Origin of the sequence: Rhodococcus sp. 06-462-5, assembly GCF_002258315.1 — a bacterium.
Lineage (GTDB): Bacteria > Actinomycetota > Actinomycetes > Mycobacteriales > Mycobacteriaceae > Rhodococcoides.
In genome coordinates, this window is record NZ_NOYD01000015.1 from 49,124 (window position 1) to 63,124 (window position 14,001).

At 63.1% G+C, this 14,001-nt stretch carries 15 protein-coding genes; 7 read left to right on the plus strand and 8 right to left on the minus strand.

The genetic code is table 11. From position 1 onward, the window contains the following. The first annotated feature begins 59 nt into the window (after positions 1–59). A complete protein-coding gene (locus tag CH251_RS11655) occupies positions 60–713 on the plus strand; it encodes a DedA family protein (RefSeq protein WP_094613397.1) in 654 nt (217 codons plus the stop codon). Between the two features lie 4 nt (positions 714–717). Here the strand turns inward: CH251_RS11655 and CH251_RS11660 are convergent, their stop codons facing one another. Continuing rightward, positions 718–978 carry a LuxR C-terminal-related transcriptional regulator gene (locus tag CH251_RS11660; RefSeq protein ID WP_032395056.1) on the minus strand — a complete coding sequence of 87 codons (261 nt, stop codon included), beginning with the start codon at positions 976–978 and terminating at the stop codon, positions 718–720. A 117-nt stretch (positions 979–1,095) separates the two neighbouring features. On the opposite strand from CH251_RS11660, the gene CH251_RS11665 reads away from it, so the two are divergent. After that, the gene (locus CH251_RS11665; protein WP_256978996.1) at positions 1,096–2,400 is read left to right on the plus strand and encodes a TetR family transcriptional regulator C-terminal domain-containing protein; all 1,305 of its coding nucleotides are present in this window, start codon (positions 1,096–1,098) and stop codon (positions 2,398–2,400) included. A 61-nt stretch (positions 2,401–2,461) separates the two neighbouring features. Here CH251_RS11665 and CH251_RS11670 read toward each other — a convergent pair whose 3' ends face one another. Then, positions 2,462–2,965 (minus strand): DUF1648 domain-containing protein, encoded by a 504-nt coding sequence (locus CH251_RS11670; protein ID WP_256978998.1) that lies wholly within the window; start codon positions 2,963–2,965, stop codon positions 2,462–2,464. Between the two features lie 29 nt (positions 2,966–2,994). Between CH251_RS11670 and CH251_RS11675 the strand changes: the two genes are divergently transcribed. Then, positions 2,995–4,476 carry an SAM-dependent methyltransferase gene (locus CH251_RS11675; protein WP_094613400.1) on the plus strand — a complete coding sequence of 494 codons (1,482 nt, stop codon included), beginning with the start codon at positions 2,995–2,997 and terminating at the stop codon, positions 4,474–4,476. Here CH251_RS11675 and CH251_RS11680 read toward each other — a convergent pair. Next, on the minus strand, positions 4,460–4,777 hold the full coding sequence (locus tag CH251_RS11680; protein WP_094613401.1) for a helix-turn-helix transcriptional regulator: 318 nt from the start codon (positions 4,775–4,777) through the stop codon (positions 4,460–4,462). The two genes, CH251_RS11675 and CH251_RS11680, sit on opposite strands and share 17 nt — an antisense overlap. An 88-nt stretch (positions 4,778–4,865) precedes the next feature. Here CH251_RS11680 and CH251_RS11685 point away from each other — a divergent pair, with 88 nt between their 5' ends. Then, complete coding sequence (locus CH251_RS11685) at positions 4,866–5,915, plus strand: SDR family oxidoreductase (RefSeq protein ID WP_094613402.1); 1,050 nt, start codon at positions 4,866–4,868, stop codon at positions 5,913–5,915. Between the two features lie 79 nt (positions 5,916–5,994). Beyond that, a complete protein-coding gene (locus CH251_RS11690) occupies positions 5,995–6,786 on the plus strand; it encodes an acyl-CoA thioesterase II (RefSeq protein ID WP_094613403.1) in 792 nt (263 codons plus the stop codon). Here the strand turns inward: CH251_RS11690 and CH251_RS11695 are convergent. The 4 genes from CH251_RS11695 to CH251_RS11710 form a co-directional block, all read right to left on the minus strand. Then, positions 6,774–8,249: a mannitol dehydrogenase family protein gene (locus CH251_RS11695; protein ID WP_094613404.1), complete on the minus strand. Its 1,476-nt coding sequence runs from the start codon at positions 8,247–8,249 to the stop codon at positions 6,774–6,776. The two genes, CH251_RS11690 and CH251_RS11695, sit on opposite strands and share 13 nt — an antisense overlap. Positions 8,250–8,353: 104 nt before the next feature. Beyond that, positions 8,354–9,325 carry an ABC transporter substrate-binding protein gene (locus tag CH251_RS11700; protein ID WP_094613405.1) on the minus strand — a complete coding sequence of 324 codons (972 nt, stop codon included), beginning with the start codon at positions 9,323–9,325 and terminating at the stop codon, positions 8,354–8,356. 52 nt (positions 9,326–9,377) lie between these two features. After that, positions 9,378–10,475 (minus strand): ABC transporter permease, encoded by a 1,098-nt coding sequence (locus tag CH251_RS11705; RefSeq protein WP_094613406.1) that lies wholly within the window; start codon positions 10,473–10,475, stop codon positions 9,378–9,380. Continuing rightward, positions 10,472–11,251, minus strand: a complete 780-nt coding sequence (locus tag CH251_RS11710) for an ATP-binding cassette domain-containing protein (RefSeq protein WP_094613407.1) — start codon at positions 11,249–11,251, stop codon at positions 10,472–10,474. Before CH251_RS11710 ends, CH251_RS11705 begins: the two co-directional genes overlap by 4 nt. A 407-nt stretch (positions 11,252–11,658) precedes the next feature. On the opposite strand from CH251_RS11710, the gene CH251_RS11715 reads away from it, so the two are divergent. Together CH251_RS11715 and CH251_RS11720 are read left to right on the plus strand one after the other, a co-directional pair. Then, entirely contained in the window at positions 11,659–12,384 is a 726-nt protein-coding gene (locus CH251_RS11715) for an SDR family oxidoreductase (RefSeq protein ID WP_094613408.1), read from the plus strand. A gap of 31 nt (positions 12,385–12,415) precedes the next feature. Further along, entirely contained in the window at positions 12,416–13,417 is a 1,002-nt protein-coding gene (locus CH251_RS11720) for a LacI family DNA-binding transcriptional regulator (protein WP_094613409.1), read from the plus strand. Here the strand turns inward: CH251_RS11720 and CH251_RS11725 are convergent. Beyond that, a complete protein-coding gene (locus CH251_RS11725; RefSeq protein ID WP_179273523.1) occupies positions 13,408–13,962 on the minus strand; it encodes an AAA family ATPase in 555 nt (184 codons plus the stop codon). The two genes, CH251_RS11720 and CH251_RS11725, sit on opposite strands and share 10 nt — an antisense overlap. Between the last annotated feature and the right edge of the window lie 39 nt (positions 13,963–14,001).

Consider the following 14,001-nt stretch of genomic DNA (forward strand, 5'->3'; position numbering starts at 1 on the left):
TTCGGGCATTTCTCCTGGTGAGCAGATTTTCCTGGCGTCGGTTTCGTACAGTCGTTGCCATGAGTGCCCTTTCCTCCCTTGCCGCAGCCGACAGCGACCTCGGAGGGATTGCCGGCTGGGCAGTGAGTCTGATGGAAGCCATCGGCGGCCCAGGTGCAGGAATCGCCGTCGCCGCGGAGAACTTCTTCCCACCCCTTCCCAGCGAGATCATCCTTCCTCTCGCCGGGTTCACCGCGTCGCAGGGCGGCATGACGCTGCTGAGTGCGTTGTTCTGGACGACGGCAGGCTCGGTGATCGGCGCACTCGTCCTGTACTGGCTCGGCGTCAAACTCGGCCGCGATCGGATGTATGCCATCGTCGACCGAATGCCGTTCGTCGGGACGGAGGACCTGACCAAGGCCGAGGACTGGTTCACTCGCCACGGCCGATCGGCAGTGTTCTTCGGCCGCATGATCCCGGTCGTCCGTTCGGGCATATCCATCCCGGCCGGCGTGTCCCGGATGCCGATTCTGCAATTCATCCTCTACACCACTCTCGGCAGCCTGATCTGGAACTCGATCTTCGTACTCGCCGGCTACTTCCTCGGCGAGAACTGGCATTACGTGGAGAACTACGCCTCGGTGTTCCAGTACGTCGTCATCGGCGTCGTTGTGGCGTTGATCGTCTGGTTCGTGCTGAAGAAGATGAAGTCCCGACGCGTCGAGGTGCAATAGCCGCTCACAGATCGTCGATGTCGATGAACCCGTCCTGCAGCGCACGCACCAGCAACGTCGCCTTGGTCGGTGCAGTTCGCCCCACCGCCGTGTATTTCGCTCTGATACGAGTCAGATGTGTATTGACGGTTCCCATCGACAGATAGAGCGAGCGCGACGCCTCCGCTTTGGAATCCGAGATGAGCCAGGCCGTGAGTACTTCGATTTCACGAGCGCTGAGCCGGGGGTCGGGTGCGTCGCCGACGCGAATGTCGAGCACAGTCATGGAGATCCTCGATTTTCTGGCACCACCGCTGTCCCGGTGGCGCTGACACGGCCAATGACACCGCAACCGCCCCTCTGGGTCACTCCGAGGAATGACCCAGGTCGCTCTCATCTGAGAGTGAACACTGTCACCTGCGCCGACGCACTCGACCCCACCTCGGTAAAGTCCGCCTCTATGACCGAGCTCGACGCGACCGCCGCCCATTTCATCGAGGCGGGTGTCACATTGTTGATCGCGCATCCGCAGAAGATTCTCGAACGCGGATTGCGTATCGAGGACGTCGTCCACGAGGCCGACTCGTCGACGGCGACGTTCTTCCGCAAGTTCAACACTAAATCCGACTTCCTCACCACCGTCGTCGAACATTTGTCCCGTACTCCTCCACCGGTCGACATCCACGACATCGTTCGCGCGCAGATGACGAACAGCGGCGCGTCGATTCGCGCATCGGTGTCGGCGCTCGTCGCGGACCACTTCCCGGCAATCGTCGACCGGAAGAGCACCACCGCGTCTCTTCTCGACCATGTTTTCCGCGGACCCGCTTCCGCGGCACTCGCCGCTGAGTACCGCCTGCGAGACGACGCCGTGCTCGACGCATTCGAGGTTCTGTTCGCTCCCGACGGTGGAGCCTTTCGCCGTCCCTTCACGGCCCGATCGTTCGCCGTAACGGTCAATGCCGTCGTGGACGGCTTTCGCATCCGCAGTCAGGTCGACGCCGCTTCCGTATCGGCCGATGTGTTGTCCGATGCGCTGCTTGCCTTCCTCGGGGCCGTCGTCGACACGTCGGGACGTCATCAGCACCTCGACGACGTCGTGGGGGAAGTCGGTGTGCCGGTCGAGGAACGGCCGCTGCCCCGCGATCCGCGTGCTGCGATCGTCACCGCTGCACGCGACGAGTTCGGAAAGCGTGGCTATTTCATGACGCGGATGGACGATGTCGCCGATATCGCAGGAGTGCCGAGGGCGGCTTGCAAGACACTGTTTCCAACCAAGCCGTCCGTCATCGTTGCAGCACTGCAGAGCCGGGTCGATCGCCTTCGCGAGTCGGTGGCCGACGACCAGCTGCTGGGCCTCGACGAGCTGACGATCCTGCAGAATCACATGCTGCGGTGCGCGCAACTCGCCGCCGACGAACTCGAATTCATGGACGCGCTCCTCGTCGCCGTGGCACACGACACCTACGGCGAGCCGGAGGGACTGATCTCGATCAAGGAGAAGCTCAACCTCCCGGCGATCATCGCACCGGTCATCGCACAGGGGCAGGACACCGGCATCTTCCGAAAGATCTCGAGCCCAGTCGATCTCGCTGCAGGCATCACCAACACTCTGCTGATGCGCTGTTTCACCCGTCGACAGAACAGCCCACAGGACAACGCGACGTTCGTCGGTGAACTTCTCCTCGACGGACTCAGTACGCACTGAGCATCGACCGGCCGTGTGTCATCGAACCCGAAACTGGCGAAGCTGCAACCACTCCCCTGAGTCAGTCTTCCGGCACGCGGTACCGGCCACCTTTGACGACGAACACCACGTATCCCAGGATAGCCAGCAGGTAGAGCGCCGTCGGCACCGCGAGAACCCAGACGCTGACCGAGTCGCCTGTCGTTGCACCCGCAACGCCGGTGATCCAGGCGAAGAGCAAAGCCGTTGCCGCGCCGATCCACTCGAGGTCCTCGGCCATCTTCCGGTTCAGCTCAGGTCGATTCTCGGCGGCAGTCCAGTACTCGTGCATCGTCCGGCTCGGCAGATTCACCATGGATGCCGGAACCTTGGGGAACCACCACCCGATGCTCGCGAACAACCCGATCATCGCGAATCCGATGCCGCCCATCGTGAGCAGGAAGGACAGCTTCGACTCCGTGCGATCGACCTGACCGGACCCGTCGAAGTGCGCGGGCACTTGATCCCCCGCAGTGACGGCGACCCAGATCAGGGCGCCGATGAACGCCAGAGTTGACAGCAGTAGGGCCGCACGCGAAAGCTTCATCGACGTCCACATTAGCGCCGGAGGCATCGATGCCCAACAACGAGTTCGGGGACTTCCAGACCCCGATCGAGTTGGCACGCGCGTTGGTGAACACCCTGCCTCGACGGCAGTGGACTCGCGTCCTCGAACCCACGTGCGGTGTCGGGAACTTCCTGTCGGTCATCGGCGAGAGCCACCCCGATGCAGAACGCGTCGGAATCGAAGTGCAGCCCGAGTACGCCGCGGCCGCATCGACATTCGGTAGGGTGATCACCGCGTCGATTTTCGATTTCGACCTGGCTCGCGACATCGCATGGACGTCGGGGCCGGGCCCGACCCTCGTCGTCGGCAACCCACCGTGGGTGACCAATTCACAGCTGTCGGTTCTGGGGTCCAGCAACAGACCGGCTCGTGCGAACACCGAGCACGCGCGTGGAATCGATGCGATCACCGGAAGCTCCAATTTCGATGTTGCGGAGTTCATTTGGATCAAGTTGCTCGCCGAGTTCGCAGATCACCCGGTCACCGTTGCGATGATCTGCAAGACCCAGGTGGCCCGAAACGTTCTGTTGCACTGCGCTCGGCACGGCCTTCCGATCACCGGTTCGAGTCTGCGACCCATCGACGCCAAGAAGTGGTTCGACGCCGGAGTCGATGCCTGCTGGTTCGTGGTCGAGCTCGGAACCGGTGCAACCGACCACACCGCGCAGATGTATTCGAGCATCGACGCACTGCACCCCAGCAGCAGGATCGGAGTGGTCGACGGACAACTCGTCGCAGATGTCGACGCATACGAACGAAGCAAGCAGTTCGATGGCATCAGTCCACTGATGTGGCGTCAGGGCATCAAGCACGACGCGTCTGCCGTCATGGAACTGGCCGAGAACGACGGCCCGCGAACCAAACTCGGCGTACCAGTGGACGTCGAGAGCGACTTCCTGTTCCCACTCTTCAAATGCACCGACGTCTATCGCGACAAACTCAGCGAGGTGTCGCGGTGGATGATCGTGCCGCAATCGCACACCGGTGACGACACCGCGCAGTTAGCCGGCAGCGCGCCGAAGCTGTGGAAGTACCTGACCGACAACGCAGCAGCTCTCGACGGCCGGAAGTCGTCGATCTACCGAAGTCGCGCCCGGTTCTGCATCTTCGGGGTCGGGCCGTACACGTTCGCTCCGTACAAGATCGCGATCTCCGGATTCCACAAGGTCCCGCAGTTCAGGATGGTCGGCCCCTACGACGGAAGACCTGCGGTGTTCGACGACGCCACCTACCTCCTACCGTTCGAGGACCCAGCGTCATGCGCCGTCGCCCATGCGCTGCTGACCGGCCAGGAGGCCACGGTTCTCATTGCTGCACTGGCATTCTGGGACAGCAAACGACCGGTGACCAAGAAGCTGTTGCAACGCATCGACCTGAGCGCCATCGCACGTGCGACCGACCGGCGCACACTGCGGGACCGGGCGCGAGCTGTGCACCGGGACAGCAGTTCGATCGATCAGGCGATCGACAACGTCACAAATCCGACTTGATCGTCTCGGCCAGTCGTTCGAGGAATTCGTCGTTGCGTTTGTAGTGCACCCAGGGGCCGATCTTGGTGCTCGTCACCAGCTGTGCGCGCTGCAGCACGGCCATGTACTGCGAGGCGGTGGACTGGGAGACGCCCGCCCGCGATTGAATGTGCTTGAGGCACACCCCCACGTCCTCGGCGGGCTCGAGCTGGGGCGGAAAATCGCCGGGATCCTTGAGCCACCGCATGATCGCCAGTCGCGCGGGATTGCTCAGTGCACCGAACACCGCTGCGAGCTCTGCGGGGTCCAGTTCGTCAGCCACCCTCGAAGCATACTCCGATATCGCAATATCCCGATATATGGTCTACTGATCACATCGCAATATCGCGATATCCAGATAGGGGTAGGTCATGTCACGCGTAGCAGTAGTAGTGGGAGCCAACGGAGTGATCGGCGGCAACTTGGTCGATCACCTGCAGCGAACAGGTGACTGGGACATCATCGGGCTCTCACGCCGCGGCGGTACCGACGACGGACGGGTCCGGCACATCGCGGTGGACCTGCTCGACGCAGACGAGACTCACCGCCGACTGGCGGAGCTGACCGACGTCACACACATCTTCTACGCCGCCTACCAGGAGAGACCGAGCTGGGCCGAACTCGTCGCCCCCAATCTCGCAATGCTCGTCAACGTGGTCACGGCCATCGAGGGCAGTTCACCGGACCTCGAACACGTGAGTCTGATGCAGGGATACAAGGTGTACGGCGCACACCTGGGGCCCTTCAAAACCCCGGCGCGAGAATCCGATCCGCCCCACATGCCGCCCGAGTTCAACGTCGATCAGCAACAGTTTCTCGAGGCGCGGCAGGTCGGCAAGCGGTGGACCTGGTCGGCCATCCGGCCGTCGGTGGTGTGCGGTGTCGCGCTGGGGAATCCGATGAACCTGGCCACCGTCATCGCTGTGTACGCCACGATGTGCGCGAAACTGGGCGTCCCCATGCGGTTTCCGGGCAAGCCCGGTGCCTTCGGCGCGCTGCTCGAGATGACGGATGCGTCGTTGCTCGCCGAGGCGACAGTATGGGCGGCCACCACGCCGACCTGCGCCAATCAGGCGTTCAACATCACCAACGGCGACCTGTTTCGCTGGAGCGAGATGTGGCCGCGCATTGCGGGCCTGTTCGACCTCGACACCGCAACTCCGCTACCGATGTCGTTGGCCGAGGTCATGGCAGACAAGGAGATGTTGTGGGATTCCATCGTCGCCGAGCACGAGCTGCAGACGATTCCGTACTCCGCCGTGTCGTCCTGGGCATTCGGCGATTTCGTGTTCTCCTGGGATTACGACGTCATCGCCGACGGTTCCAAGGCCCGTCGCATGGGATTTCACCGCTTCGTCGACACCGAGGCCATGTTCGCCGGGATCTTCGCCGAGCTGCGCAGCCGGCGAATCATTCCGTGAGGAGCCACCCTGCGTGCCGTGCCGGTGAGCCGGATAGTTTGAATCGGCACCAGCGCCGATCGAGACCTATGGGAGAACAATGCATCCGTTCGACACAGCAGTGGCACTCGAGACCGTCGCCGACGGCACGTACCGCGGTAGGACGTCGGCACCCTACAACAACATGGTCGGCCCGTTCGGCGGCCTCACCGCCGCAACATTCGTCCGTGCCATCGAGCTGCATCCGGAATGCCTGGGTTCACCGGTCTCACTGACGGTGAACTTCGCCGGCCCCGTCGCCGAGGGTGAGTTCGATATCTCGGCGCGTGCCACACGCACCAACCGAAGCAATCAACACTGGTATCTCGAACTGACTCAGGGTGGCGAAGTCGCCACCACCGCAACAGCAGTGTTCGGCACGAGACGCGAGACGTGGGACACAATCGAGGCGACGGCACCGACCGTTCCCTCCCCCGCCGACACTCCTAGAGGCGACTTTCCCGACGCGATCGCCTGGGCACAGAACTACGAGATGCGTTTCGTGGCAGGCGCTCTGAGCGACGAGGAATCCGCGGACTCGACCGAAACCCTGTGGATTCGAGACACGCCACTGCGTCCGTTGGACTTTCCGGCGCTGACGTCACTCAGCGATGTGTTCTATCCCAGGATCTTTCAGCGTCTCGGTCGCTACGTTCCGGCGGGCACCATTTCGCTGACGACCCACTTCTTCGCGACGCCCGAGGATCTCGTCAGTCACTCCGACGGGTACATCCTCGGCACTGCGCGAGCGCGCCGCTTCCACCGGGGCTACTTCGACCAGACGGCCGAACTGTGGACCGAGGGCGGAACATTGCTGGCGACGAGTCACCAGGTGGTCTATTACAAGGCCTGACCGACCGTCTGTTCCAGAACGCGCCGTACGGCTCCGCGAGCTCCGCTGTCCTGAAGCGAGCGCTTTGCCCTCTGATACGCGCCGCGCAGCCGAGGACTGGTCGAGAGGTCACCGAACACAGCAGGATTCGCGAGGAAGGCACCGGGGTTGTCGTGGTCTTCCCAGGACAACCGCTGCAGATGTTCGGCATCCGCGTCGAGCATCGGCACGTCTCCGCGCTCGTAGACACCGCACCACGCGGCGAGTATCAACGCACAGTGGTCGACGCATAGATCCTGGGCCAGCAGGTCGCGGATCACCGGCAGTACGAACTTCGGAATGCGGGCGGACGCGTCGACGATCTGCCGTTCGAGCGTGTCACGGACGGCAAGGCTGGAAAAGCGTTGCAGCAGTTGGTCGATGTAGGCCTCGACGTCGATTCCCGGAACCGGGGCGAGCGTCGGTGCCGCCTCGTTCCGCATGTACGACGCAACGAATTCGTACAGGTCGGGGCTGGCCATCACCTCGTGCACGTGGGTGTACTCGGCGAGTATGCCGAGGTAGCTCATAGCCTGATGGGACCCGTTGAGCAGCCGCAGCTTCATGTGTTCGTACGGCGCGACGTCGGCGACGAGTTGCACTCCGACCTCCCCGAAGGGCGGTCGCCCGAACGAGAAGGTGTCTTCGACCACCCACTGCGAGAACGATTCCGACCGCACCGGCCAGCCATCGTCGATTCCGAAGTCCCTGCGCACGTCGTCGATGACGGCGGTCGTCGTAGCGGGGGTGATGCGGTCGACCATCGAGTTGGGAAACGCGACCGTGGTATCGATCCAGTCGGCGAGATCGGCGTCGTGATGGCGAGCGAACGAGGTCAATGCCGTTCGGGTGACCGTTCCGTTGTGGACGATGTTGTCGCACGACATCACAGTGAAGGGCGGGATCCCGTGGCGTCTGCGGGTGGCGAGGGCGGCGGTCAGGAAGCCGAAGACACTCGACGGTACCGTGATATCCCGAAGATCCTGCAGCACTGCGGGATCGGTGGGCTCGAATTCGCCCGTGACGTCGTCGACGCCGTATCCGGACTCGGTGATCGTCAAGGACACGATCATCGTGGACGGTGAGCTGAGAACATCGAGTACGCCCTGCGGGTCGTCGGGCGCAAAGACGAAATCCGCCACGGAACCGATCACCCGGGCGTCGCGCCGACCGTCGGGATCCACCGTGACGAGGGTGTAGAGGTGGTCCTGCGAGTCGAGGACGTCGCCGATCTTCTTGTCTCCCGGCTTGACTCCGACGCCGCACAACGCCCAGTCGAGGTGGCCGGCCGCGAGAAGACGATCGAAGTAGACCGCCTGGTGAGCGCGATGAAATGCGCCGACACCGAAATGCACCACACCGCAGTGCAGTTCGTCCAAGTCGTAGTCCGGCTTCGCGACGGTCGCGGGTAGGTTTTCCAACGTCGCGCGGCGAAGCTCGGTCATGACAGGTTCCTCGGGTCGGACGATTCGGACGGGATTGGTGAGCGGTGGCGCTCCCGGGCATGTGCTGCCACCAGGAGCACCACCGCAGTTCGAGGTGCTACAGGTCAGCAGGACGACTTGTAGACGTACTGCGCACCGTCGCCGTCGATGTTGTCGGCGGTGATGACGTGGAAGCCGGTGGAGATTTCGGAGGTGACCGGCTTGTTGTCGATCGCGGCCATGGCCTGCTCGACGCCGTCGGTGCCGATCGTGTCGGGCTGCTGGGCGATCAGTGCCTGCACGGTTCCTTCACGCAGCTGCTTGACCTGTGCGGGACCGGCATCGAATCCGACGATCTTGACCTGGTTCTGCTTACCTGCCTGCCGGACGCCCGTCGCGGTGCCCTCGGCTGCGAACGTGTTGGCCGCGAAGATGCCGACGATATCGGGGTCCTTGGCCAGGGCGGCCGAGACCAGACGGGCAGCTTCGGCCGGGTCGTTGTGGCTGTACTGCACTCCGAGGTAGTCGAATGCCGAGTTGGCTCCGACGGCCTCTTCGAAGCCTTCGACACGCGCATCGGCGGTGGAGATACCGGGGTCGGTGGAGATGACCAGAACCTTGCCGCCGGAGGGGTTGAGCTCTTCGATGGCGTTGAATGCTTCCGCTCCGCCGCCCTTGTTGTCCGAGGAAATCGAGGACACCGCGATGGACGGATCTTCCAGGGTGGTGTCGACGAGGACGACCTTGATGCCTGCGTTCGCTGCAGCAGCCAACGGTGCCTGCATCGCCGCGACGTCGGTGGGTGCGATCAGGATGGCCGACGGTCGCGATGCGACGACGGAATCGACGATCGGCTTCTGCAGCGTGGGATCGAACTTGACCGGGCCCTGGGTGTCGACGGTGACGCCGGCAGCTTCGGCCGCAGCTTCGATTCCACACTGCATGCTGATGTAGAACTCGTCGCCGCTGACGCCTTGGATGAAGGCGATCTTGCCGCTGCCGTCACCGCTTCCGGAGTCGGACGAGCAACCCGCCAGGAACATGGCGGAGACCGAAGCGACACTCAGTGCAACGACGGCGGTGCGTGATGTGATCATGGTCGACTTTCTTGTATGGGGTTGAAGGACAGAAAGATCGGGTGGAGAAGTACTAGGGGCTTCGGGACCAGAGTTTCTTGAGCGAGCTGGGCGATTGACCTCGGCTCGCCGCGTCGCGACGACGCTGATCGAAGTACACGGCGGCGATCAGGACAGCACCGACGGCTACCTGCTGCCAGAACGGCTGAACGCCGACGATGACGAATCCGTTCTGCAGCACGGCGGGAATGAAGAGTCCGACGACGGTGCCGAACATCGTGCCGATGCCGCCGAAGAGGCTCGTTCCGCCGATGACAACGGCCGCAATGACATTGAGGTTGGTCTGCGACTGACCCGCGATGGCGGTGGTTCCGTACTGCGAGAGCGACAGAATGCCTGCGAGTCCGGCGAGGGTGCCCGAGAGTGCGTAGATCTTGACCAGGTGCATGTCCACCTTGATGCCGACTCGACGAGCGGACTGTTCCTTCGAGCCGACGGCGAACGTGTAGAGACCGAACTTGGTGCGATGCAGCACGATTCCGAAGATCACCACGAGCACCAGTGCGATGCTCGAAATCAGGGGAATGGTGGTGGACGGTAGATTTCCGTAACCGATCGTGTCGACCAGTACCGGTGGCACGTCTCGGATGTCGACGCCGCCGGTGATGACCTGCGAGAGCCCGAGAGCGCCGCCCAGAGTACCGAGCGTGACGATCAGTGGGGGCACATTGGCCTTGCCGATCAGGAATCCGTTGAGCAATCCCCAGCACAGGCCGCATCCCAGGGCTACCACGATTCCGATCGCAGCGACTCCCCATCCGTCGCCACCGACGGCCGCCATGGTCTTGGCCGAGACCACACCGGAGAAGACGAGAACCGATCCGACAGACAGATCGATGCCGCTGGTGACGATCACGAACGTCATACCGATTCCGAGGACGGCCAAGATGGAGACGTTCTGGATGATCTGCCGAATGTTGCCCCACTCCGGAAAACTCCCGGGGGCCATGATCGAGAAGACGATGCAAATGGCCGCCAACACCAGGACGATCTGGAAGACCTGGACGCGAGCGAGGTTACGGACCGATTCGACGAGGTCGAACGTGTGCTTCGACGGCTTCTCGCTCGGCGGCAACGGTTCGATGGATGGGGTGATGATCTGATTGCTCATCGTGTGGCTCCGGTGGTTGCGCCGGTCATCGCACCGACGAGTTCTTCCATGGTCGTGTTCTTGGCGTCGAGAGTGGCGACGCGTCTACCCATCCGCAGCACTTGCACGCGGTCCGCGACCTCGATGACGTGTGGCATCGAGTGACTGATGAAGACCACTGCCACTCCCCGGTCTGCCACCCGGCGAATGGTGTCGAGCACGTTGCGGGTCTGCACCACGCCGAGCGCAGCGGTCGGTTCGTCGAGGAACACCACGCCCTTGGCCCAGGCGACGGCACGTGCGATGGCGATGGCCTGCTGCTGTCCACCGGACATCGAGCCGACCGGAACGGTCAGGCTGCGAACGGTGGCTCCCAGTTCGTCGAGAGCGGCCTGTGATTGCTTGCGCATCGTGGACACGTCGAGGAAACCGAGTCGGCCGAGCGGGCCTTTGGCAGGCAACTCCCGGCCGAGGAACATGTTCTGCTGAGCATTGAGGTGCGGGGCGAGCGCGAGATCCTGAAACACCGTCTCGATGCCGAGTTCTGCTGCCACCGTGGGGCTGTCGAGATCGACGGCGGTGCCGTCGAACAGGATCTCTCCGGTGTCGACGGCGAGGCTTCCCGAGAGCGCCTTGACCAACGTCGACTTGCCGGCACCGTTGTCGCCGATGAGGGCGACGACTTCACCGGGGTAGATGTCGAAATCTGCGTCGTCGAGGGCACGAACGTTCCCGAAGCTCCTCGACAGTCCCCTCGCTTCGAGGATCGGTGTCGCAACAGGTGCAACGCTGGCCATGGATACTCCTAGGTCGGATCGAAAGCCTTCAGGTGGGGGATGGACACCCTCACCGACGCCGTGCAGCACGGTCGGTGAACGTGATCTGCGAGGCAGGTCGAGCTCCCTGCGGGGCTCGTTGTGTAAACGAGTGTGACCCACGCAACCCGCGTTGTCACGTGTTTCGTGAAAATTCATGTCACCGGTGACATGACACAAACGCTGCACACGTGTCGCGCCGCAGTGTCGAGCCACTATCGGACCGGCCGGTACCGTCTCTGAACTGCAGCTATTCGCGATCTGGTTCATTTTCGAGTCGACAGACGCGCTCTGCGGTACCGTCCATGACACCGATGACATCAAGCGCGGTAAGACAGCAGATGACATCGATGACATGACCGATTCGGAAACAGTGAAGGTTGACGCACATGGCGAAGTTCGACGGCCGGAGAATCTTGGTGACCGGCGCCAGCGGCGGTATCGGCTCGGCGACGGTGCGACGGCTCGTGGCCGACGGTGCCGATGTCGTCGCCGCGGGCCAGTCGGTGGATGCACTGGACAAGCTCGCCGACGAGACCGGTGCACAGCCTCTGGCCTTCGATCTGACGTCGGAAGACAGCGTGCGTGACGCCGTTGCAGACCTGGAACTGTACGGGGTGGTGAACTGCGCGGGCTTCGGCGGCGAGATCGCGACGCCTCAGGACACCGACATCTCGGTCTTCGACAAGGTCATCGCCATCAACGCGCGCGGCGCTCTGCTCGTCATCAAGTACACCGTCCCCGCGATGATCGCCGCCGGTGTCGGATCGATCGTGAACGTCTCGAGCCAGGCCAGTCTCGTCGCTCTGACGGGCCACATCTCCTACGGTTCCTCGAAAGCCGCTCTGGACAACATCACTCGCGTCTCGGCCCTCGAACTCGGTCGCCATGGAATCCGGGTCAACGGGGTCAATCCGACCGTCGTGATGACGGAGATGTCCGCGTTCTACTGGGGCCGTCCGGAGATCGAGGAGCCGTTCCTGGCACAGATGCCGTTGGGTCGCTGGGCCACCGAGGACGAGATTGCCGCGCCGATTGCCTTCTTGTTGAGCGATGATGCTTCCATGGTGACGGGAGTGTCGTTGCCGGTGGACGGCGGCTACACCAGTCGATGACGAGCGGACGACGAGCAGACGGGGGTAGATCATGACCACGATGCAGGATGTCGCGGCACTGGCCAGGGTCAGCGCCAAGACCGTCTCACGGGTGTACAACAACGACCCGCACGTCGACCCCGACACGCGCGCTCGTGTCACCGATGCGCTGAATTCGCTCAATTACGTTCCGAACACGATGGCGACGTCGTTTCGCAACGGTCAAGCGGCGGCAATCGGTGTGGCCGTGCCCGATATCGACGATCCGTTCTTCTCCTCCATCGCACGCGCGGTGGAGGAGCGTGCCCGCGAGGACGACATGGCCGTGCTGGTCACCAGTCTGGGGCACGACGGTGATCAGGAGCAGGCCCTGGTCGAGTCGCTGCTGCGGAGGCAGTTGAGCGGCTTGATCATTGCACCCACGGGTGCCGATCACGGTTATCTGGAGCGGTGGATCGACAAGACTCCGACGGTCTTCGTCGATCGCGGACCCGACGGCCTCAAGGCCGACAGCTTCGTCGACGACGATCACGGCGGGGCGGTGCTGGCCACCGATCATCTTCTCGATCTGGGCCATACCCGGATCGCCGTGATCGGCGACAGTGCCAATATTCCGACCAGCCGCAATCGGCTCGAGGGATATCGAGAGTCGTTGCAGGCCAAAGGAATCGAGTTCGACGAATCCCTCGTTGCGCTCGGCGTCATGGGCCGCGACGATGCACGCAGCGCCCTGACCGCGCTGACCGCGCTCGACGATCCTCCGACTGCGCTGTTTCTCTCCAACGCACGCGTAGCCATGGCCTGTGTTCCCGTTCTGCAGCAGATGAACTTGCTGCATCTGGCGTTCGTCGGATTCGGCGACTTTCCCCTTGCCGATGCCGTGATGCCACCGGTGACGGTGATCGATCAGAATCCTGCTCGGCTCGGCCGGCTGGCCATCGAGCGGCTACTGGGACGGATCGAGAATCCGAGTAAGCGCTACAAGCGCCGCAACATCCTCGGGGTCGAGCTGATCGAACGCCAATCTTGCACTCCTGGAACCGATCACCGCTGAGACTGGTCCTCGAGCGCGTGCGCGACCAGATCGACCTGCAGTGCGGTCGACAGCTCGGCATCGACCCGCAGATGGGGAACGAGCGGCTTCTCCGCCGGAGCGTCCACCGACCGATGTACGTCGCGTTCCGCCCCGCGCGCGGCGCGTCGACGCGCCAAGAGCTCGGGTGAGCCGTCGACGTGTACGACCAACGTCTCGGCCGGGGCCAGGTTCGCGACCAGTTGTTCCCACTCCTCGCCTGCAGTCAGCTCACGGGTGAACGGTGCGACCAGAACGGGCCGCAGGCCGGTCTCCACGAGGTCCCGCGCAGCTGCGAGCAGCACTGCGTATCGGCCGGCCCTGATGCGTTCCGAGTGCGGGCTCGGACCGTTCCAGTGCGGGCCGTCCAGAACCGAATCCAGTTCGTCCAGAAGCGGATTGGTGAGCGTGTCGAGATCGAGCAAAGGGATGCGGAAGCGGCGCGCCAGCTCGCGTCCCAGGGTGGTCTTTCCACTTCCTGCAGCACCCGCGACGAGAAGAACCGGCAGTTGATCCCGATCGATCACGGAGACGTCTTGACAGACATGAGGCATAGCGGGAATCAT